We start from the raw sequence: 20,758 nt of genomic DNA, 5'->3' as shown, positions 1-20,758 counted from the left end.
ACCTAAACGCGGCAGTTTTCGCTGTTGTGGCGCTTCCGTTAAGATAGGCGTTTTCCCAGTTGGGGCAAGCACATGACCATCGGTAACCTGATGCGTTTGTTAAGCGATGGCGAGGTTCATTCCGGTGAACAATTAGGCGAAGCGCTGGGCGTTTCCCGAGCCGCCGTGTGGAAACAGCTAAAAAAATTAGAGGCGCTGGGCGTAGAGCTGGTCGCTGTGAAAGGGCGTGGCTACCGGTTGGCTCACCCGTTAGAGCCGCTGGATGGCGCCAAAATCGTCGAGCGACTGCCCGCCGATGCCCGCCACCTGCTGGCGCGACTGTTCGTGGAAGATCAGCTTCCTTCAAGCAACGAATACCTGCGCGAGCGCTTCTCTCAAGGGGCAGGGCATGGCGAGGTCTGCTTCGTCGAGCTGCAAACGGCTGGGCGTGGCCGCCGTGGCCGGGTGTGGTCGACGCCCTGGGGGCAGAGCCTCATGGTGTCAATGGGCTGGCGCTTCGAATCAGGTATCAATGCTCTGGAGGGGTTAAGCCTGGCGGTGGGTGTGGTGGTCTCTCAGGTGCTTGAGCAGTATGGCGTATCGCCCAAACTAAAGTGGCCGAACGATGTGCTACTAGCCGAGCAGGGCAGCGAGCTTGGTAAGTTAGCCGGTATTTTGATTGAAGTGACCGGTGATGCGGCAGGCCCTTGTGAAGTAGTGATTGGCATGGGCATGAACCTGTCGCTACCGGATAGCCTGCGGGCCACCATTGACCAGCCGGTGGCGGCGCTGTTTGATGCCAAGGCAGGTATTTCCCGCAACCAGTTGGCTGCCGATATGGTGTCGGGGCTGTTGGGTATGCTGGCGGGCTTTGAAAACAGTGGCTTTGCGCCTTGGCTCGATGCGTGGAATCAGCGCCATGCTTATGCAGGCCTACCCATCCGAGTGATTCAAGGTGAGCGCTCAAGCGATGCTGTGGCGGGAGATGTGGATGAGAGTGGTAACCTGTGGGTTACTGAAAACGGTCACTCGCGACGCCTATCGGGCGGTGAGATCAGCGTACGTAGGCGCCTATGATTTTGGATTTGGATATCGGCAACACGCTGTCGAAATGGCGGCTTAAAGATGCCGAGAGCAGTGAGATCCGCTCGCGAGGTGCCGTGTGGACACGGGAAGAGTGGCGCCCGGGGGCGGATATTCCCGACCTGGATGTCGTCGAAGCCGTGCGGATATCCAGTGTAGCCAGGGCCGCTGTGCTGGATGAGACTGTGACGTTGCTACGCCGTCAGGTGCGTCACGTTTATGTGGCGCGCTCAACGCCAGAAGCGCTCGGCGTGGTCAATGGTTATGAAGAGCCGGGCCGGTTGGGCGTTGACCGCTGGATGGGGGCGCTGGCGGGCTACCAGCTGGCGGGTGGTTGCTGCGCGGTGGATTGCGGTAGCGCCATTACCATTGACTTCGTACTACCTGGCGGTGTGCACCTGGGTGGTTTCATTATTCCCGGCCTGCGGCTCATGAAAGAGAGCCTGAAGCTAGGAACGCGCAACGTCGCCATCGACCCGGAAAGCGAAGCCGATGCATTGCTAGAGCCAGGGCGGCGCACGGTGGATGCGGTGAATCACGGTATCTATATGGCGGCCGTCAGTGCGATTAACCGTATCTATAGCGAAGTGTGTGACCAGCAGGGGGTGGCGCTACCAGTGCTGCTCACCGGTGGTGATGCCAGAGTCGTTTCCCGCGGTGTGCAGGTGCCCCATGCGGTATGGCCCGATATGGTATATGGCGGGCTTGAGGCCAGTTTTCCGCTCACCTTTGCCGAACGGGCGGGCAAGATGTCAGGTGCTCCTCGGGTTCCAGAGCCGGTATCATTAGAAAAAATTCGCGCAGGCCTTGCATTCTCGATGCTGCTTTGACAGAATGCAGCGCGTTCCAGAGCGGAAGCTGCGCTTGAGAAGGCGTTGATCCAGCAGGCTTTGATAAATAAAGAGTTTGCAGGCTTGACACCGTTTTGGAGGCTGGCATAATGTGCCGCCACAGCTGGAGAGGTTCCCGAGTGGCCAAAGGGAGCAGACTGTAAATCTGCCGCGAAAGCTTCGAAGGTTCGAATCCTTCCCTCTCCACCAGATTGAGCAGGCGTTGAGCTAGTCAGCGTCTGGGAATGAAACGCCGGTAAGCGGGCATTAGCTACTGTTACTCGTGCAGCGGATTGTCATTCTATAGGCAAGTTCGGCGGGCGTAGTTCAATGGTAGAACCTCAGCCTTCCAAGCTGATGGTGCGGGTTCGATTCCCGCCGCCCGCTCCAGTTTGATGTGTTTTGGCTCATGTAGCTCAGGGGTAGAGCACACCCTTGGTAAGGGTGAGGTCGACGGTTCAATTCCGTCCATGAGCTCCATATTGCGGAAAAAGCGAGCGAAGCTCGCTTTTTTTGTCTCTGCCCTTCGGTGGTTTGGGAGGGGTGAAAGTAAGGGTTGTCAGGTGGAGGTTTCTCCGCTATTATGGCGCCCGCTGTTGCGTAGGCGTTTGCTTGCGTGCATGACGATACAGGCCAGTAGCTCAATTGGCAGAGCAGCGGTCTCCAAAACCGCAGGTTGGGGGTTCGATTCCCTCCTGGCCTGCCAGCCTTCCCCAGGTTGGTATGTCTTTTCTAGAATTCCTTTGTCGCTCGCTGCACCCTTAGGAGTCTCGTTTTTATGAAGCCTAGTTCCGTAAAACATGGCGCAGAGGTGCAACGGACGCGCCATGACGGGCTCAAGTGGGCGGCGGTTGTGGCGCTGCTTGTCGTTGCAGTCGTTGGTAATACCTATTTCGCCGATATTGGTCTGCTCTACCGCGTCTTGGGTGTGGTGGTGTTGTGTGCGCTTGCTGGTTTGATCGCCTTAACAACCACAAAAGGTCGCGATTTAGTTGAGCTTGCCATAAGCGCCAAGAAAGAGATTCAGCGCGTTGTATGGCCGACCCGTCCTGAAACCATTCAGACAACCGCCATTGTGCTGGTAGCTGTGCTGGTGGTGGGTCTGATGCTGTGGTTGATCGATACTCTTCTTGGCTGGGCGATGTCCGGCGTCATTGGTTAGGAGTTTTCATGTCCAAACGTTGGTACGTCGTCCACGCTTATTCCGGCTTCGAAAAGCATGTCATGCGCTCGCTTATCGAGCGTGTGAAGATGTACGGCATGGAAGATCGCTTTGGCGAGATCCTGGTGCCGACGGAAGAAGTGGTTGAGATGCGTGACGGCAAGCGTCGTAAGAGTGAGCGTAAGTTCTATCCGGGCTACGTGTTAGTCGAGATGGAAATGGATGATGAAACTTGGCACCTGGTGAATGAAACGCCGCGTGTCATGGGGTTCATTGGCGGCACCAAAGAGAAGCCCGCTGCGATTACTACCCGCGAAGCCGAAGCAATTCTGCGTCGTGTGAAAGATGGTACCGACAAGCCGCGGCCCAAAACTATGTTTGAGCCGGGCCAGTCTGTCCGTGTTATTGATGGTCCGTTTGCTGATTTCAACGGTGTCGTTGAAGAAGTGAACTACGACAAGAGCCGCCTGCAGGTCAGCGTACTGATCTTTGGGCGTGCGACGCCTGTTGAGCTTGAATTCTCTCAGGTAGAAAAAGAGTAAGTTCATAATATTGCAGGGTGGTGCGCAGTGCGTGCCACTCTGGATTCATGTAAAGCAGCCCAGCGCTGCTTTACGCGTACCGGGGAGCCGTCAGGCGCTATCACCCAACTGGAGTATTTACCATGGCCAAGAAAGTACAGGCTTATATCAAACTGCAGGTTGCTGCAGGTAAAGCCAACCCGAGTCCGCCCGTAGGCCCCGCGCTGGGTCAGCACGGCGTGAATATTATGGAATTCTGTAAGGCGTTCAACGCTGCCACTCAAGAAATTGAGCCGGGCCTGCCGACGCCTGTCGTGATCACTGTCTACTCTGACCGTAGCTTCACGTTCGTCACCAAAACACCGCCGGCTGCCGTTCTGCTCAAGAAAGCAGCCGGCATCAAGTCTGGTTCTGGTGAGCCGAACAAGAAGAAAGTCGGTACCGTGACTCGCGAGCAGCTCGAAGAGATCGCCAAAACCAAAGAGCCGGATATAACGGCTGCTGATCTCGACGCCGCGGTGCGTACCATCGCTGGTAGCGCTCGTAGCATGGGCTTAAACGTGGAGGGTCTCTGATCATGGCTAAACTGTCTAAGCGCGCGAAAGTCATTCGCGAGAAAGTAGACCCGAATAAAGCGTACTCTCTGGAAGAGGCCGTGTCGCTGCTTTCCGAGCTGTCCACGGTCAAATTCAAAGAGTCTCTGGATGTGGCGATCAACCTGGGTGTTGATCCGCGTAAATCCGATCAGGTCGTACGTGGCGCTACCGTTATGCCTAACGGTACTGGCAAAGACGTACGCGTAGCCGTCTTCACCCAAGGTGCCAATGCTGATGCGGCTAAAGAAGCCGGTGCTGACATCGTGGGCATGGACGATCTGGCTGAGCAAGTCAAAAAAGGCCAGATGGACTTCGACGTGGTCATTGCTTCTCCGGATGCAATGCGCGTTGTCGGTCAGCTGGGTCAGATTCTTGGTCCGCGTGGCCTGATGCCGAACCCGAAAGTTGGCACCGTGACGCCTGACGTGGCGACGGCGGTCAAAAATGCCAAAGCGGGTCAGGTGCGTTTCCGTACCGACAAAAACGGCATCATCCACACTACCCTGGGTAAAGTGGATTTTGACGCAGCTTCCGTTCAGGGCAACCTGGAAGCGCTGGTAGCTGACCTGAAGAAGCTCAAGCCGAGCTCCTCTAAAGGTATCTACTTTAAGAAAATCACCCTGTCCACTACCATGGGCCCGGGTCTGACCATCGATCATTCCGCACTGGTATAAGCGGGTTGTCGTCAGGTTTTTAGTAAGAACCGAGCAAGAACTTTGCGGTCCCTCGTTTGGTGTTATGCCAAGCGAGGCGCCGTCAAAGACCGCAGGTGCCGCCTTGTCTTTTGAAGATTGGGCGGCTTAATCGCCCTAGAGCGCCTGCGCAGATGGTGTGGCCGCCAGTTGGTTAACGCTTTTCGCAAGCCGCTTTCTGGTGAGCACCATCCCCTAAGGCTTCCAAGGCCAGCAGTATGCCTTGGAAGAGATGGTAACCACCGGAGCCTTGATGGGTTCCGGCACGAAGGAGTGATCACTGTGCCACTAGCACTTGAAGGCAAGAAAGCGATTGTTGCCGAGGTCAGTGAAGCGGCCAAGGGCGCACTCTCCGTCGTAGTTGCCGATTCTCGCGGCGTCACGGTTGGTAAAATGACCGATCTGCGTAAGCAGGCGCGTGAGAACGGTGTAGAGCTTCGTGTTGTTCGTAACACGCTGGCTCGCCGCGCACTCGAAGGCACTCAGTGGGAGTGTCTGAACGAGAGCTTTGTTGGTCCTACTCTGTTGGCTTTCTCTACTGAACACCCGGGCGCTGCTGCTCGTCTGTTCAAAGAGTTCGCTAAAGACGAGAAGAACTTCGAAGTTAAGGCGTTGGCCTACGAAGGTGAGCTGATTCCGGCTGCTGACATCGATCGTCTGGCAACCCTGCCGACTTACGACGAGGCAATTGCCAAGTTGATGTCGGTAATGAAAGAAGCCTCCGCTGGCAAGCTGGTTCGTACTCTGGCCGCCCTGCGCGACCAGAAGCAAGAAGCAGAAGCTGCCTAAGCAGTGTTTCTTGCAGGCGGCGTGAACGATGTGATCGGTACGCTGCCTGAACCGAGCAATGAACCCCGAGTCCTCGGCTGACCGAGACTCCCGCAAAGTTAGGAATGAAACAATGGCACTGTCCAAAGACGATATCATCAATGCTGTAGCCGACATGTCCGTCATGGAAGTTGTTGAGCTGATCGAAGCAATGGAAGAGAAATTCGGCGTTTCTGCAGCGGCAGCCGTTATGGCTGGCCCGGCTGGCGGCGGCGAAGCAGCTGCTGAAGAGCAGACTGAATTTGATCTGGTACTGGCTTCTGCTGGTGACAAGAAAGTTAACGTCATCAAAGCTGTTCGTGAAATCACCGGTCTTGGCCTGAAAGAAGCCAAAGGTGCCGTTGACGGCGCGCCGGCGACCATCAAAGAAGCGATGTCTAAAGACGACGCTGAAGCAGCTAAGAAGAAGCTGGAAGAAGCGGGCGCAACCGTCGAGCTCAAGTAATCCTTGTGCTGATGGCTTTACGCGCTGCGTAAGCTTCCACGGCTGGCGGCGGGCTATCCCGCTGCCGGCCTTTTTCTGTTGTAATATGCTGCAAGGCAACAGCAGAAGCGCTGCGGTAAAAAGCAGCAAAACAGTAAGACCGTTGTTGTGAAGCGTACGTTGTTGTAACGCGTCAGTTGTGAAGCGCGAGTGATGTTGGCAAGCGACAGCAAAGCGCGAACAGCACTACTGTAACACTGTTATCTATCAAGATTTTTGACGGCGAGCTACCGATTTAGGAGCTTGCTGTCTGCGTCTGAAACGCCCGCGGGGCAGATGACCACGCATCGGTCACCCATGGTGAACAAGCTGGGGAATACAGATGGCTTACTCATATACTGAGAAAAAACGCATCCGCAAGGATTTCGGCAAACTGCCCCAAGTGATGGATGTGCCTTACTTGCTGGCCATCCAGCTTGATTCCTACTACGACTTTCTCCAGCAGGATCGTTCGCCCGACGAGCGCCACGAGGTTGGCCTGCACGCGGCGTTCAAGTCCGTGTTCCCGATCGAGAGCTTCTCCGGCAATGCGGCCCTGGAGTACGTGAGCTACCGTTTCGGTACGCCAGCGTTCGATGTCAAAGAGTGTCAGCTGCGTGGCGTGACCTATTCCGCTCCGCTGCGTGTCAAGGTTCGCTTGATCATCTACGATCGCGACTCTTCGAACAAGGCCATCAAAGACATCAAAGAGCAGGAAGTCTACATGGGGGAGATCCCCCTGATGACCGAGAACGGTACCTTCGTCATCAACGGTACTGAGCGGGTTATCGTTTCTCAGCTCCACCGTTCGCCCGGTGTGTTCTTCGATCACGACAAAGGCAAGAGCCACTCCTCAGGCAAGTTGCTCTACTCTGCTCGCGTGATTCCTTACCGTGGCTCTTGGCTCGACTTCGAGTTCGACCCGAAAGACAACGTCTTCGTGCGTATCGACCGCCGCCGCAAACTGCCGGCCTCGGTACTGATGCGTGCGCTGGGTATGAGCACCGAAGAGATCCTGGCTGAGTTCTTCGAAACCAGCAAATTCCACATCGAGAAGACCGGCTTCTTTGTGGAGCTGGTGCCATCACGCCTGCGCGGTGAAACGGCCACGTTCGACATCAAAGATGGCGAAGGCAGCGTCATCGTCGAAGAGGGTCGCCGGATCACTCAGAAGCACATTCGTCAGCTTGAAAAAGCCGGCCTTGAGCGTCTGGAAGTGCCGATGGAGTATCTGTTCGGCAAAACGCTGGCCAAAGACCAAATCGATACCAAAACCGGTGAGCTGATCTGCCCGTGTAACACGGAAATCACTCCGGAAGTCCTCGAGCGTATGGCGCAGGGCGGTATCACGCATATCGAAACCCTCTACACCAACGACCTCGACTGCGGTTCGTTCATTTCCGACACTCTGAAGCTGGATACCACCGGCTCTCAGTTGGAAGCGCTGGTCGAGATTTACCGCATGATGCGCCCCGGCGAGCCGCCCACCAAAGAGGCTGCCGAGACGCTGTTCCATAACCTGTTCTTCACCGAAGACCGCTACGACCTGTCGGGCGTTGGTCGGATGAAGTTCAATCGTCGCCTGCGTCGTGAAAGCGACACCGGCTCCGGCGTGCTGGATCGCAAGGACATCCTCGATGTCCTGCGTGAGCTGATCAATATCCGTAACGGCTTCGGCGACGTGGACGATATCGATCACCTGGGTAACCGTCGTATTCGCTGCGTGGGCGAAATGGCCGAGAACCAGTTCCGCGTCGGTCTGGTGCGTGTCGAGCGTGCGGTGAAAGAGCGTCTTTCCATGGCGGAAAGCGAAGGCCTGATGCCGCAAGACCTGATCAACGCCAAGCCAGTTGCGGCAGCGGTGAAAGAGTTCTTCGGCTCCAGCCAGCTGTCTCAGTTTATGGACCAGAACAACCCGCTCTCCGAGGTGACCCACAAGCGTCGTGTGTCGGCACTCGGCCCGGGTGGTCTAACCCGTGAGCGTGCAGGCTTCGAAGTGCGCGACGTACACGCCACGCACTATGGCCGCCTGTGCCCGATCGAAACGCCGGAAGGCCCGAACATCGGTCTGATCAACTCGCTGGCAACGTACAGTCATACCAATAGCTACGGCTTCTTGGAAACACCGTACCGCAAAGTGAATGCCGGTCAGGTCACTGACGATATCGTCCACCTGTCAGCGATTGAGGAAGGTGACTTTGTTATCGCCCAGGCGTCTGCGGCGGTTGACGAGTCCGGCAAGCTGATTGATGACCTGGTACAGGTACGCCACCGCGGTGAGACCACCTTTATGCGTCCTGAGCAGGTGACGCTGATGGACGTGTCTCCGCGTCAGGTTGTATCTGTCGCAGCGGCCCTGATCCCGTTCCTGGAGCACGATGATGCCAACCGCGCCTTGATGGGGGCGAACATGCAGCGTCAGGCCGTTCCGACCCTGCGTGCCGACAAGCCGCTGGTCGGTACCGGCATGGAGCGTTTCGTTGCCCGTGACTCCGGCGTCTGTGCCGTGGCGCGTCGTGGCGGCGTAATCGACTCGGTGGACGCACGTCGTGTGGTGGTACGGGTCAATGAAGATGAAATCATCGGCGGCGAAGCCGGGGTGGATATCTACAACCTGACCAAGTACACCCGTTCCAACCAGAATACCTGTATGAACCAGCGCCCCATCGTGCGTCCTGGTGACAGCGTTGCCCGTGGCGATATTCTGGCCGATGGCCCGTCTGTCGACATGGGCGACCTGGCGCTTGGCCAGAACATGCGCATCGCGTTCATGCCCTGGAACGGCTACAACTTCGAGGACTCCATCCTGCTCTCTGAGCGTGTGGTTCAAGAAGACCGTTTCACCACCATCCACATCCAGGAACTGACCTGCGTGTCTCGCGACACCAAGTTAGGGCCGGAAGAGATTACCTCTGATATTCCCAATGTCGGTGAATCCGCACTGGGTAAACTGGACGAGGCGGGCGTTGTGTACATCGGCGCTGAAGTTGGCCCCGGTGACATTCTGGTCGGTAAGGTAACACCGAAAGGTGAAACCCAGCTGACGCCAGAAGAGAAGCTGCTGCGTGCCATCTTCGGTGAGAAAGCGTCTGACGTTAAAGATACTTCCCTGCGTGCCCCGACCGGCATGAAAGGTACGGTTATCGACGTTCAGGTGTTTACTCGTGACGGCGTTGAGAAAGACTCCCGTGCGCTCTCCATCGAGCAGATGCAGCTGGACGAAGTGCGCAAGGATCTTCAGGAAACCTACCGTATTGCCGAAGACGCAACCTTTGAGCGTCTGAAGCGTACGCTGGATGGCCAAGCGGTTAATGGCGGCCCGAACCTGAAGAAAGGCGACGTGCTGAGCGAGGCGTACCTGGACGAACTGCCGCGTCAGCAGTGGTTCAAACTGCGCATGCAGGATGAAGCCTACAACGAGCTACTGGCCCAGGCCGACGAACAGCTTGAGAACCGCCGTAAAGAGATGGACGAGCGTTTCGAAGATAAGAAGCGCAAGCTGACCCAGGGCGACGACCTCGCACCGGGCGTGCTGAAAATCGTCAAAGTCTATATGGCGGTCAAGCGTCGCATTCAGCCCGGTGACAAGATGGCCGGTCGTCACGGTAACAAAGGTGTTATCTCCGCGATCATGCCCATCGAAGACATGCCGTTCGACGAGAAGGGCGAGCCGGTGGACGTGGTGCTGAACCCGCTGGGCGTACCGTCGCGTATGAACGTTGGTCAGATCCTGGAAACTCACCTGGGTATGGCGGCACGTGGTCTCGGGGTCAAAATTGACGCCATGCTGCGCGACGCCCGCGGTCAGCAGGTTGCTGAAATTCGCGACTTCCTGGCTCAGGTGTATAACACGCCTGGCACCCGCGTCGAGGATATCGACTCGCTGACCGATGACGAAGTCATCGCGCTGGCGAAGAACCTAAAGGGCGGTGTGCCGATGGCCACGCCGGTGTTCGACGGTGCCAAAGAGCACGAAATCAAGCACCTGCTGAAGCTGGCGGACATTCCGGAGTCGGGCCAAATGACGCTGTACGATGGCCGTACCGGCGATGCGTTTGACCGTCCGGTGACCGTTGGCTACATGTACATGCTGAAGCTCAACCACCTGGTAGACGATAAGATGCACGCGCGTTCTACCGGTTCTTACTCGCTTGTTACGCAGCAGCCGCTGGGTGGTAAGGCGCAGTTCGGTGGTCAGCGCTTTGGTGAGATGGAAGTGTGGGCGCTGGAAGCCTATGGCGCCGCGTACACGCTACAAGAGATGCTCACCGTCAAGTCGGACGACGTCGAAGGCCGCACCAAGATGTACAAGAACATCGTGGATGGCGACCACACCATGCAGGCAGGCATGCCGGAATCCTTCAACGTACTCGTGAAGGAAATCCGCTCGCTGGGCATCGATATCGAGTTAGAGAGCTAGGAGCCGTCCCATGAAAGATTTGGTGAAAGTACTCAAATCGCAATCTCAGTCCGATGAGTTTGACGCGATCAAGATTACCCTGGCGTCGCCGGACATGATTCGCTCCTGGTCCTTCGGCGAGGTGAAGAAGCCCGAGACCATCAACTACCGTACCTTTAAACCGGAACGGGATGGTCTGTTCTGTGCCAAGATTTTCGGCCCGGTTAAAGACTACGAGTGCTTGTGCGGCAAATATAAGCGCATGAAGCACCGCGGCATTATCTGTGAGAAGTGTGGTGTCGAAGTGACCAAGGCGGCCGTGCGCCGTGAACGCATGGGTCACATCGAGCTGGCATCGCCGGTGGCTCACATTTGGTTTTTGAAATCCCTGCCGTCGCGTATCGGCATGTTCCTCGATATGACCCTGCGTGATATCGAGCGCGTGCTGTACTTCGAAAGCTTCGTGGTCATCGACCCCGGCATGACCACGCTGGAGCGTGGTCAGCTGTTGAACGACGAGCAGTACTTCGAAGCGCTAGAAGAGTTCGGCGATGATTTCGACGCCCGTATGGGTGCCGAAGCCGTTCAGGAGCTGCTCAAAGACATCGATCTGGAAGAAGAGATCAATACGCTGCGTGAAGAGATTCCGCAGACCAACTCTGAAACCAAGATCAAGAAACTGTCGAAGCGCTTGAAGCTGCTGGAAGCGTTCTACCACTCCGGCAATGCGCCGGCGTGGATGGTCATGGAAGTGCTGCCCGTGCTGCCGCCGGATCTGCGTCCGTTGGTACCGCTGGACGGCGGCCGCTTTGCGACCTCCGATCTTAACGACCTTTACCGTCGTGTGATCAACCGCAACAACCGTCTGAAGCGACTGCTGGATCTTAACGCACCGGATATTATCGTGCGTAACGAGAAGCGGATGCTCCAGGAAGCGGTCGACGCGCTGCTGGATAACGGCCGCCGTGGCCGAGCCATCACCGGTTCCAACAAACGCCCGCTGAAATCCCTTGCCGATATGATCAAAGGTAAGCAGGGTCGTTTCCGTCAGAACCTGCTGGGTAAGCGCGTAGACTACTCAGGCCGTTCGGTCATTACCGTGGGCCCGACCCTGCGTCTGCACCAGTGTGGTCTGCCGAAGAAAATGGCGCTTGAGCTGTTCAAGCCGTTCATCTACTCCAAGCTGCAGTCGCTGGGCCATGCATCCACGATTAAAGCCGCGAAAAAGATGGTTGAGCGCGAGCTGCCGGAAGTGTGGGACATCCTGGCCGACGTTATCCGCGAACACCCGGTACTGCTTAACCGCGCGCCGACGCTGCACCGTTTGGGCATCCAGGCGTTTGAGCCACTGCTGATCGAAGGTAAGGCGATCCAGCTGCACCCGCTGGTGTGTGCGGCTTACAACGCCGACTTTGACGGTGACCAGATGGCGGTCCACGTACCGCTGACCCTGGAAGCACAGCTCGAAGCCCGTGCGCTGATGATGGCGACCAACAACGTGCTGTCGCCGGCCAACGGCGAGCCGATCATCGTACCGTCGCAGGACGTTGTTCTGGGTCTGTACTACATGACCCGTGAAAAGATCAACGCCAAGGGTGAAGGCATGGTGTTCTCCGACCTCAATGAGGTAGAGCGCGCCTTCGGCACACAGTCCGTGTCGCTGCATGCCCGCGTCAAGGTGCGTCTGGACGAAGTGGACGTCGACGAAGAGACTGGCGAGCGCTCCGAGCACCGCCGTCTTTACGACACCACCGTCGGTCGTGCGCTGTTGTTCCGCATTCTGCCGGAAGGCGTACCGTTCGCGCTGATCGATCAGCCGATGAAGAAGAAGGCGATCTCCAGCCTGATCAACGAGGTGTATCGTCGTGCGGGCCTCAAGCCCACGGTTATCTTCGCTGACCAGCTGATGTACACCGGCTTCCGTCTGGCGACCTGGTCCGGTGCCTCGATCGGTGTTAACGACTTCGTTATCCCCGATGCCAAGACCGAGATCGTTGATGCCGCTGAAGCAGAAGTCAAAGAGATCGAAGACCAGTTCTCCTCTGGCCTGGTAACCGCAGGCGAGAAGTACAACAAGGTCATCGATATCTGGTCCAAGGCGAATGATAAAGTCGCCAAGGCGATGATGGTCGGCATCTCGAAAGAGACGGTTGTTGATCGTGACGGCAATGAAGTCGAGCAGGACTCCTTCAACAGTGTCTTCATCATGGCCGACTCCGGTGCCCGTGGTTCTGCGGCACAGATTCGCCAGCTGGCGGGTATGCGTGGCCTGATGGCCAAGCCGGATGGCTCGATCATTGAAACGCCGATCGTGGCGAACTTCCGTGAAGGTCTGAACGTACTTCAGTACTTCATCTCGACCCACGGCGCACGTAAAGGTCTGGCGGATACGGCCCTGAAAACGGCCAACTCCGGTTACCTGACTCGTCGTCTGGTAGACGTTGCTCAGGACTTGGTGATTACCGAGACCGACTGTGGCACCGAAAACGGCCTGACGCTGCACCCGATCATCGAGGGTGGCGACATCATCGTACCGCTGTCTCAGCGCGTACTGGGTCGTGTTGTGGCCATTGATGTTGTCGATCCGAGTACCGAAGAAGTACTGATTCCGCGTAATACGCTGCTCGACGAGAAGTGGTGTGCCTCGCTGGACACCATGGGCGTGGACGAAATCGTCGTACGCTCCACCATCACCTGTGATACGGCTCACGGCGTGTGTTCCGCCTGTTACGGACGTGACCTTGCCCGTGGCCACCAGGTCAACATCGGTGAGTCTGTAGGTGTCATCGCCGCACAGTCGATCGGTGAGCCGGGTACTCAGCTGACCATGCGTACCTTCCACATCGGTGGTGCGGCATCGCGTTCCTCTGCGGTCGACAGCGTTCAGGTGAAGCACGGCGGTAAAGTGCGCCTGCACAACATCAAGCACGTTGAGCGCGCTGACGGCAAGCTGGTCGTGGTGTCTCGTTCGAGCGCCCTGGCGGTGGCCGACGATCATGGTCGTGAGCGTGAGTACTACAAGCTGCCCTACGGTGCTGAACTCTCCGTACGCGACGGCGACGTGGTTGATGCCGGTGCGGTCGTGGCTAAGTGGGACCCGCACACCCATCCGATCATCGCGGAAGTAGAAGGTAAGGCGCAGTTCATCGATCTCGACGAGGGTGTCACCATGCACCGCAGCGTCGATGAAATGACCGGTCTGTCGTCCATCGAAGTGATCGAGTCGGCCGCACGCCCAATGGCGGGTCGTGACAAGCGCCCGATGGTGATGCTGAAAGATGCCGCTGGTGAGTACGTATCCGTGTCCGGTTCCAATACGCCGGTTCAGTACCTGCTGCCGGGTAACTCCATCATCTCGGTGGACGACGGTGCGACCATCGGTGTAGGTGAGGTCGTTGCGCGTATACCGGTCGAGGCGTCGGGTAACAAGGACATCACCGGTGGTCTGCCCCGCGTGGCTGACTTGTTCGAAGCGCGTAAACCCAAAGAGCCTGCCATTTTGGCGGAAATCAGCGGTGTGGTGAGCTTCGGTAAAGAGACCAAAGGTAAGCGTCGTTTGACGATTACGCCTGAGTCTGGCGATCCGTTCGAGGCGCTGATCCCGAAATGGCGTCAAATCGCCGTGTTCGAAGGCGAGACGGTCGAGAAGGGTGAGGTGATCTCCGATGGCCCAAGCAACCCGCACGATATCCTGCGTCTGCTGGGTGTCGCGGAGCTGGCCAAGTACATCACCGCCGAAGTACAGGACGTTTATCGTCTACAGGGCGTAGGCATCAACGACAAGCACATCGAAGTCATCGTGCGTCAGATGCTGCGCAAGGTGGAGATCACCGATTCCGGCGACTCTGACTTCATTACCGGCGACCAGGCGGAACTGGTGCGCGTACTGGAGCAGAACGAGCGCCTGGAGAAAGAAGGCAAGTTCCCGGCCAAGTATCAGCGCTTGCTGCTGGGTATCACCAAGGCCAGCTTGGCCACTGAGTCGTTCATCTCCGCCGCGTCGTTCCAGGAAACGACCCGCGTACTGACCGAAGCAGCGGTAACCGGCAAGCGCGACTACCTGCGCGGCCTGAAAGAAAACGTGGTGGTTGGACGTCTGATTCCGGCAGGTACCGGTCTGACTCACCACGCAGAGCGTCGTCGCAAGCGCGAAGACGTAGAGCGTCTGTTCAACCCCTCGGCTACCGAGGTTGAGCAGGAGCTGGGTGCTCAGTTGACCGCCCTGGATTCAGACGACGATCTGTAACCCAGGACAGGCCACGAGCAGCCAAGAGCGGCTGACCCTGAATGGCAGGAACCTGGCGGTAAACCACCGCCAGGGCTTGACGCCAGGCAGGGGCAGCCTTTAGAATGCGCAGCCTTTAACAGTGGGGTGGGTGCGCCCGCATCCGCTGCTTGTATTTGTTAATAGGCCAAGGCAACCATTGGAGTCAGCTAAACACCATGGCAACGATTAATCAGCTAGTGCGCAAGCCGCGCAAGCGCCCCGTCACCAAGAGTGACGTGCCTGCGCTTCAGGCATGCCCGCAAAAGCGCGGCGTTTGTACGCGCGTTTACACCACCACCCCCAAGAAGCCGAACTCGGCCCTGCGTAAGGTTTGCCGTGTGCGCCTTACCAACGGTTTCGAAGTCTCTTCTTACATCGGTGGTGAAGGTCACAACCTCCAAGAGCACTCTGTTGTTCTGATTCGCGGCGGTCGTGTAAAGGATTTGCCAGGTGTGCGTTATCACACCGTTCGTGGCGCCCTTGACACCTCTGGCGTACAGAACCGTAAGCAGGGTCGTTCTAAGTACGGTACCAAGCGTCCGAAGTCCTAAGGCGTCTTGTTGCAGCGTCTTAAGACGCTGGCGTTGTTACCTTAATACGAATATGACGGTCTGATAAGAGTAAGGTCGGGCGGCGCTATTGGCGCAATGAGTTCCGGGTTTACCTGAAGGATCCTTAATTGAGGGCTTATCATGCCTAGAAGAAGAGTTGTAGCTAAACGCGAAATCCTGCCGGATCCTAAGTTCGGAAGTGAGCGTCTGGCGAAGTTCATGAACCACCTGATGGTCAGCGGCAAGAAGTCCGTAGCTGAGCGCATCGTATACGGTGCGTTGGACAAGGTTGCCGAGCGTAGTAAAGAAGAGCCGCTGGAAATCTTCGACAAAGCGCTGGAAACCATCCAGCCGATGGTCGAAGTGAAGTCGCGCCGCGTGGGTGGTGCTACTTATCAGGTGCCGGTTGAAGTTCGTCCGTCACGTCGCCAAGCGCTGGCTATGCGCTGGCTGGTAGACGCTGCGCGTCGTCGCGGTGAAAAAACGATGGTACAGCGTCTGGCAGGTGAAATGCTGGATGCCGCTGAAGGCAAAGGCTCGGCTGTTAAGAAGCGTGAAGATGTGCACCGTATGGCAGAAGCCAACAAGGCCTTCTCTCACTATCGTTTCTAAACTCGGCGTTTCTGAGTTTGTGTTTGATTTTGTTGGTTGTGCTGCGCTAAAGAGTTTTTTCGCCATGCTGCAACACACTGCCGCTACCTTTGAGGGTGGCGGCGGTGGGATAAGCAAAATGAACACTGCTGAATTAACGGGCATTGCCAACTAACGGGAGCTTCACCGTGGCACGCAAAACACCGCTTAATCGCTATCGCAACTTGGGTATTGTTGCCCACGTTGATGCAGGTAAGACAACCACGACAGAACGTGTTTTGTTTTACACTGGCGTAAACCACAAGCTGGGCGAAACCCATGAAGGTGCTTCGACTACTGACTGGATGGAGCAAGAGCAGGAGCGTGGTATTACTATCACCTCGGCTGCTGTTACTACCTTCTGGAAAGGTATGAATCACCAGTTTGATGAGCACCGCATTAATATCATCGACACCCCTGGGCACGTTGACTTCACTGTCGAAGTTGAGCGTTCTTTGCGTGTTCTTGATGGTGCTGTGGTTGTACTGTGCGGTTCTTCCGGCGTTCAGCCGCAGACCGAAACCGTATGGCGCCAGGCTAATAAATATGAAGTTCCGCGTATGGTCTTCGTCAATAAGATGGACCGTACCGGTGCAGACTTCTTCATGGTTGTTGACCAGTTGAAGGAGCGCTTAGGTGCTAACGCTGTGCCAATCCAGATTAACTGGGGTACAGAGGAAGACTTTAAAGGCGTTATCGACCTGATTGAGATGAAGGCTATCCTCTGGAATGAGGCAGACTTAGGCACTTCGTATGAGCTTGTCGATATTCCTGCTGAGCTACAAGAGACTGCCGAAAAATATCGCGAGCAAATGGTCGAAGCCGCAGCTGAAGGCTCTGATGAATTGATGGATAAGTACCTCGAAGGTGAGGAGCTGACCATTGAAGAAATCAAAGCAGGCCTTCGTGCGCGCACACTGGCTAGCGAAATCGTTCTAGTGACCTGTGGTTCTGCCTTTAAGAATAAGGGTGTTCAAGCAGTCCTGGATGCGGTTGTTGAGTATCTGCCCTCACCGACAGAAGTTAAAGCAATCGAAGGTGAGCTGGACGACAAAGACGGCACCATCGCGACTCGTGAAGCAGACGATAGCGCTCCGTTCGCTGCACTAGCGTTCAAGATCGCCACCGACCCATTCGTTGGTACGCTGACCTTCATTCGCGTCTACTCAGGCGTTCTGAAATCTGGTGATGGTGTTTATAACTCCGTTAAGCAGAAGAAAGAGCGTGTTGGTCGTATCGTTCAGATGCACGCCAACTCTCGCGAAGAGATCAAAGAAGTACTCGCAGGCGACATCGCTGCTTGTATCGGTCTGAAGGACGTCACTACAGGTGATACCCTGTGTGATATCGATCACAAGATCGTGCTTGAGCGCATGGAGTTCCCGGATCCGGTTATCTCTGTTGCCGTAGAGCCTAAGTCGAAAGCTGACCAGGAAAAAATGGGTGTTGCGCTGGGTAAACTGGCCCAGGAAGATCCTTCCTTCCAGGTGAAGACCGACGAAGAGACCGGTCAGACCATCATCTCGGGTATGGGCGAGCTGCACCTGGACATCATCGTTGACCGTATGCGTCGCGAGTTCAAGGTGGAAGCGAACATCGGCAAGCCGCAGGTTGCTTACCGTGAAACGATTCGTGGCAGCGTCGAGCAGGAAGGTAAATTCGTACGTCAGTCCGGTGGTCGTGGTCAGTACGGTCACGTGTGGCTGCGTATCGAGCCGCTGACTGCAGAAGAGAAGGGTGAAGGCGAAGAAGAGATCTTCTTCAAGTTCAACTCTGAGATCGTAGGTGGTGTGGTTCCGAAGGAATACGTACCTGCGGTTGAGAAAGGTGCTTTCGAGCAGCTGCAAAATGGTGTCATCGCGGGTTACCCGATGATCGACGTCAAAGTCACGCTGTTTGATGGTTCCTACCATGACGTGGACTCTAACGAGACTGCGTTCAAGATTGCTTCTTCTATGGCAGTGAAAGAAGGTGCCAGGAAGGCCAAGGCCGTGCTGCTGGAGCCGGTGATGAAGGTCGAAGTCGTGACCCCCGAAGAGTTTATGGGTGACGTCATGGGCGACCTGAACCGTCGTCGCGGCCTGGTGCAGGGCATGGATGACTCTTCCTCTGGTAAAGTCATTCGTGCAACGGTGCCACTGGGTGAGATGTTCGGTTACGCAACCGATCTGCGCTCACAGACCCAGGGCCGTGCGAGCTACTCTATGGAGTTCGCGAAGTACGAGGAGGCGCCCTCCAGCGTCGTTGAAGCCGTCATCAACCAAAACGGTTAACCGTTAGCTAACGTAAAGAGGTTATAGCAGTGGCTAAGGAAAAATTTGAACGTTCCAAACCGCACGTCAACGTCGGCACCATCGGTCACGTCGACCACGGTAAAACGACTCTGACAGCGGCCCTGACCCGCGTGTCTGCTGAGGTTTTCGGCGGCGACTGGCGTGAATTCGATACCATCGATAACGCTCCGGAAGAGCGTGAGCGTGGTATCACCATCGCGACATCTCACGTTGAATACCAGTCTGAAGTGCGTCACTACGCACACGTTGACTGCCCGGGACACGCTGACTACGTCAAGAACATGATCACCGGTGCTGCCCAGATGGACGGCGCTATCCTGGTATGTTCTGCCGCTGACGGCCCCATGCCGCAGACGCGTGAGCACATCCTGCTGTCTCGTCAGGTTGGCGTTCCGTACATCGTTGTGTTCCTGAACAAAGCGGACATGGTCGATGACGAAGAGCTGCTCGAGCTGGTCGAAATGGAAGTTCGTGAACTTCTGTCCGAGTACGACTTCCCGGGTGACGACACGCCGATCATCACTGGTTCTGCGCTGATGGCGCTGAACGGTGAAGACGAGAACGGCATGGGTACTACTGCGGTAGCTAACCTAATCAAAGCTCTGGATGACTACATCCCTGAGCCGGAGCGTGCGATCGACCAGCCGTTCCTGATGCCGATCGAAGACGTATTCTCTATCTCTGGCCGTGGTACCGTTGTTACCGGTCGTGTAGAGCGCGGTATCGTTAAAGCTGGTGAAGAAGTGGAAATCGTGGGTATCCGCGACACCACCAAAACCACCGTTACTGGCGTAGAAATGTTCCGTAAGCTGCTCGACGAAGGTCGTGCAGGTGAGAACGTTGGTGCGCTGCTGCGTGGTACTAAGCGTGATGACGTTGAGCGTGGTCAGGTACTGGCGAAGCCGGGCACCATCAACCCGCACACTGTCTTCGAAGCAGAAGTCTACGTACTGTCCAAAGAAGAAGGTGGTCGTCACACGCCTTTCTTCAAAGGCTACCGTCCCCAGTTCTACTTCCGTACCACTGACGTAACAGGTACTTGTGAACTGCCGGAAGGCGTTGAAATGGTAATGCCGGGCGACAACGTTAAGATGGTTGTTACCCTGATTGCTCCAATCGCTATGGACGAAGGTCTGCGCTTCGCAATCCGCGAAGGTGGTCGTACCGTTGGTGCTGGCGTTGTTGCAAAAATCGTCAAGTAAGCTTGCTTGATGGTTGATCAAGAGGGGCTCTTGCGAGCCCCTTTTTCTGCGCACCAATAGCAAATGTTTGACATGGGCTTTTGGCGTGCCTATAATGCGCATCCTTTGAATGCGTGGGTAGACGGCTCGCGCCGTCGACATCCATTGGAGTTTAGGGCAAATGCAGAACCAAAAGATTCGCATTCGGTTGAAAGCGTTCGACCATCGCCTGATTGATCAGTCCACAGCGGAAATCGTTGAAACCGCTAAGCGTACTGGTGCTCAGGTTCGTGGGCCGATTCCGCTGCCGACCAACCGCGAGCGCTATACCATTCTGATTTCACCGCACGTCAACAAAGATGCGCGTGATCAGTATGAGATTCGTACTCATAAGCGTGTGCTCGACATCGTTGAGCCGACCGAGAAAACTGTTGATGCGCTGATGAAGCTCGATCTCGCCGCTGGCGTAGACGTGCAAATCAAGCTCGACTAATACACTAGACACTTCGCGGCCCAGCGCTCACCGTTTTAATATGTGAGCAGCAGCCGCCGCGCCGTGAGGCGCCACACAATGTGCTAGTGGAATGCTCTGGAAAGGGCAGCCATAGCGGGTGATAGCCCCGTACACTATAGGAGACTGAGTATGACTATCGGTTTAGTCGGTAAGAAGGCCGGGATGACCCGTGTCTTTACCGAAGATGGCGCATCCGTGCCCGTGACCGTTATTGAAGTTGATCCTAACCGTGTGACGCGCGTTAAGACCATTGAGTCTGACGGCTACGCAGCGGTTCAGGTGACTACAGGTTCTCGTAAAGCCAAGCACCTCACCAAAGCGCAAGCTGGACAGTTTGCCAAGGCGGGTGTTGAGGCTGGTCGTTCACTGATGGAATTCCGTCTTGCAGAAGGCGAAGAAGCTCCTGAAGTGGGTGGCGAACTCACCGTATCCCTCTTCGAAGCTGGTCAAATGATCGACGTGACCGGCACCTCTAAGGGTAAAGGCTTCCAGGGTGCTGTTAAGCGCTGGAACTTCCGTACCCAAGACAACAGCCATGGTAACTCCCTGTCGCATCGCGCGCCGGGTTCTATCGGCATGTGTCAGACACCTGGTCGCGTATTCAAAGGCAAGAAAATGGCCGGTCAAATGGGTAACACCCGTTGCACCGTACAGAGCCTTGAGATCGTCCGTGTCGACGCCGAGCGTAACCTGCTGCTGATCAAAGGCGCAGTACCGGGTGCTACCGGTAGCGACGTTATCGTTCGCAGCGCCGTGAAAGCTGGCTGA

16 protein-coding genes and 4 tRNA genes are annotated in these 20,758 nt (G+C 56.3%); all 20 read left to right on the top strand.

All coding sequences use genetic code 11. From position 1 onward, the window contains the following. Window positions 1-72: 72 nt before the first annotated feature. The 20 genes from A3220_RS05810 to rplC all read left to right on the top strand — a co-directional run bounded on the left by A3220_RS05810 (window position 73) and on the right by rplC (window position 20,758). Window positions 73-1,056 (top strand): biotin--[acetyl-CoA-carboxylase] ligase, encoded by a 984-nt coding sequence (locus tag A3220_RS05810; protein WP_044628849.1) that lies wholly within the window; start codon window positions 73-75, stop codon window positions 1,054-1,056. Continuing rightward, window positions 1,053-1,892, top strand: a complete 840-nt coding sequence (locus A3220_RS05805) for a type III pantothenate kinase (RefSeq protein WP_054644986.1) — start codon at window positions 1,053-1,055, stop codon at window positions 1,890-1,892. Before A3220_RS05810 ends, A3220_RS05805 begins: the two co-directional genes overlap by 4 nt. Before the next feature lie 126 nt (window positions 1,893-2,018). Beyond that, a tRNA-Tyr gene (locus A3220_RS05800) sits at window positions 2,019-2,102 on the top strand. A 106-nt stretch (window positions 2,103-2,208) separates the two neighbouring features. Next, window positions 2,209-2,282 (top strand) — tRNA-Gly (locus A3220_RS05795). Window positions 2,283-2,297: 15 nt separating this feature from the next. Beyond that, window positions 2,298-2,372 (top strand) — tRNA-Thr (locus A3220_RS05790). A 150-nt stretch (window positions 2,373-2,522) separates the two neighbouring features. After that, window positions 2,523-2,598: transfer RNA gene (locus tag A3220_RS05785), tRNA-Trp, on the top strand. A gap of 72 nt (window positions 2,599-2,670) precedes the next feature. Continuing rightward, entirely contained in the window at window positions 2,671-3,054 is a 384-nt protein-coding gene (gene secE, locus A3220_RS05780; protein ID WP_044628847.1) for a preprotein translocase subunit SecE, read from the top strand. 8 nt (window positions 3,055-3,062) lie between these two features. Beyond that, window positions 3,063-3,596: a transcription termination/antitermination protein NusG gene (nusG, locus tag A3220_RS05775; RefSeq protein ID WP_054640893.1), complete on the top strand. Its 534-nt coding sequence runs from the start codon at window positions 3,063-3,065 to the stop codon at window positions 3,594-3,596. A gap of 122 nt (window positions 3,597-3,718) precedes the next feature. Continuing rightward, on the top strand, window positions 3,719-4,150 hold the full coding sequence (rplK, locus tag A3220_RS05770) for a 50S ribosomal protein L11 (protein ID WP_044628845.1): 432 nt from the start codon (window positions 3,719-3,721) through the stop codon (window positions 4,148-4,150). Between the two features lie 2 nt (window positions 4,151-4,152). Further along, window positions 4,153-4,845: a 50S ribosomal protein L1 gene (gene rplA, locus A3220_RS05765; RefSeq protein WP_062373730.1), complete on the top strand. Its 693-nt coding sequence runs from the start codon at window positions 4,153-4,155 to the stop codon at window positions 4,843-4,845. A 300-nt stretch (window positions 4,846-5,145) separates the two neighbouring features. Next, complete coding sequence (rplJ, locus tag A3220_RS05760) at window positions 5,146-5,652, top strand: 50S ribosomal protein L10 (protein ID WP_062373728.1); 507 nt, start codon at window positions 5,146-5,148, stop codon at window positions 5,650-5,652. Window positions 5,653-5,764: 112 nt separating this feature from the next. Beyond that, complete coding sequence (gene rplL, locus A3220_RS05755) at window positions 5,765-6,136, top strand: 50S ribosomal protein L7/L12 (protein ID WP_054640897.1); 372 nt, start codon at window positions 5,765-5,767, stop codon at window positions 6,134-6,136. A gap of 361 nt (window positions 6,137-6,497) precedes the next feature. Next, window positions 6,498-10,574 carry a DNA-directed RNA polymerase subunit beta gene (gene rpoB, locus A3220_RS05750; protein WP_062373725.1) on the top strand — a complete coding sequence of 1,359 codons (4,077 nt, stop codon included), beginning with the start codon at window positions 6,498-6,500 and terminating at the stop codon, window positions 10,572-10,574. Between the two features lie 10 nt (window positions 10,575-10,584). Continuing rightward, the gene (gene rpoC / locus A3220_RS05745; RefSeq protein ID WP_062373722.1) at window positions 10,585-14,799 is read left to right on the top strand and encodes a DNA-directed RNA polymerase subunit beta'; all 4,215 of its coding nucleotides are present in this window, start codon (window positions 10,585-10,587) and stop codon (window positions 14,797-14,799) included. 197 nt (window positions 14,800-14,996) lie between these two features. Beyond that, window positions 14,997-15,371, top strand: coding sequence for a 30S ribosomal protein S12 (gene rpsL, locus A3220_RS05740; RefSeq protein ID WP_009098973.1), 375 nt, complete (start codon window positions 14,997-14,999; stop codon window positions 15,369-15,371). 141 nt (window positions 15,372-15,512) lie between these two features. Beyond that, a complete protein-coding gene (rpsG, locus tag A3220_RS05735; protein ID WP_016915771.1) occupies window positions 15,513-15,983 on the top strand; it encodes a 30S ribosomal protein S7 in 471 nt (156 codons plus the stop codon). A gap of 167 nt (window positions 15,984-16,150) precedes the next feature. Next, complete coding sequence (fusA, locus tag A3220_RS05730; protein ID WP_062362755.1) at window positions 16,151-18,274, top strand: elongation factor G; 2,124 nt, start codon at window positions 16,151-16,153, stop codon at window positions 18,272-18,274. 29 nt (window positions 18,275-18,303) lie between these two features. Then, complete coding sequence (gene tuf / locus A3220_RS05725; protein ID WP_044628837.1) at window positions 18,304-19,497, top strand: elongation factor Tu; 1,194 nt, start codon at window positions 18,304-18,306, stop codon at window positions 19,495-19,497. Window positions 19,498-19,657: 160 nt separating this feature from the next. Further along, entirely contained in the window at window positions 19,658-19,969 is a 312-nt protein-coding gene (gene rpsJ, locus A3220_RS05720) for a 30S ribosomal protein S10 (protein WP_009098983.1), read from the top strand. A 150-nt stretch (window positions 19,970-20,119) separates the two neighbouring features. Beyond that, the gene (rplC, locus tag A3220_RS05715) at window positions 20,120-20,758 is read left to right on the top strand and encodes a 50S ribosomal protein L3 (RefSeq protein WP_044628835.1); all 639 of its coding nucleotides are present in this window, start codon (window positions 20,120-20,122) and stop codon (window positions 20,756-20,758) included.

This window comes from Halomonas sp. KX33721, assembly GCF_001596805.1.
Classification (GTDB): domain Bacteria; phylum Pseudomonadota; class Gammaproteobacteria; order Pseudomonadales; family Halomonadaceae; genus Vreelandella; species Vreelandella aquamarina.
This window is presented reverse-complemented; position numbering and strand designations above follow the sequence as displayed.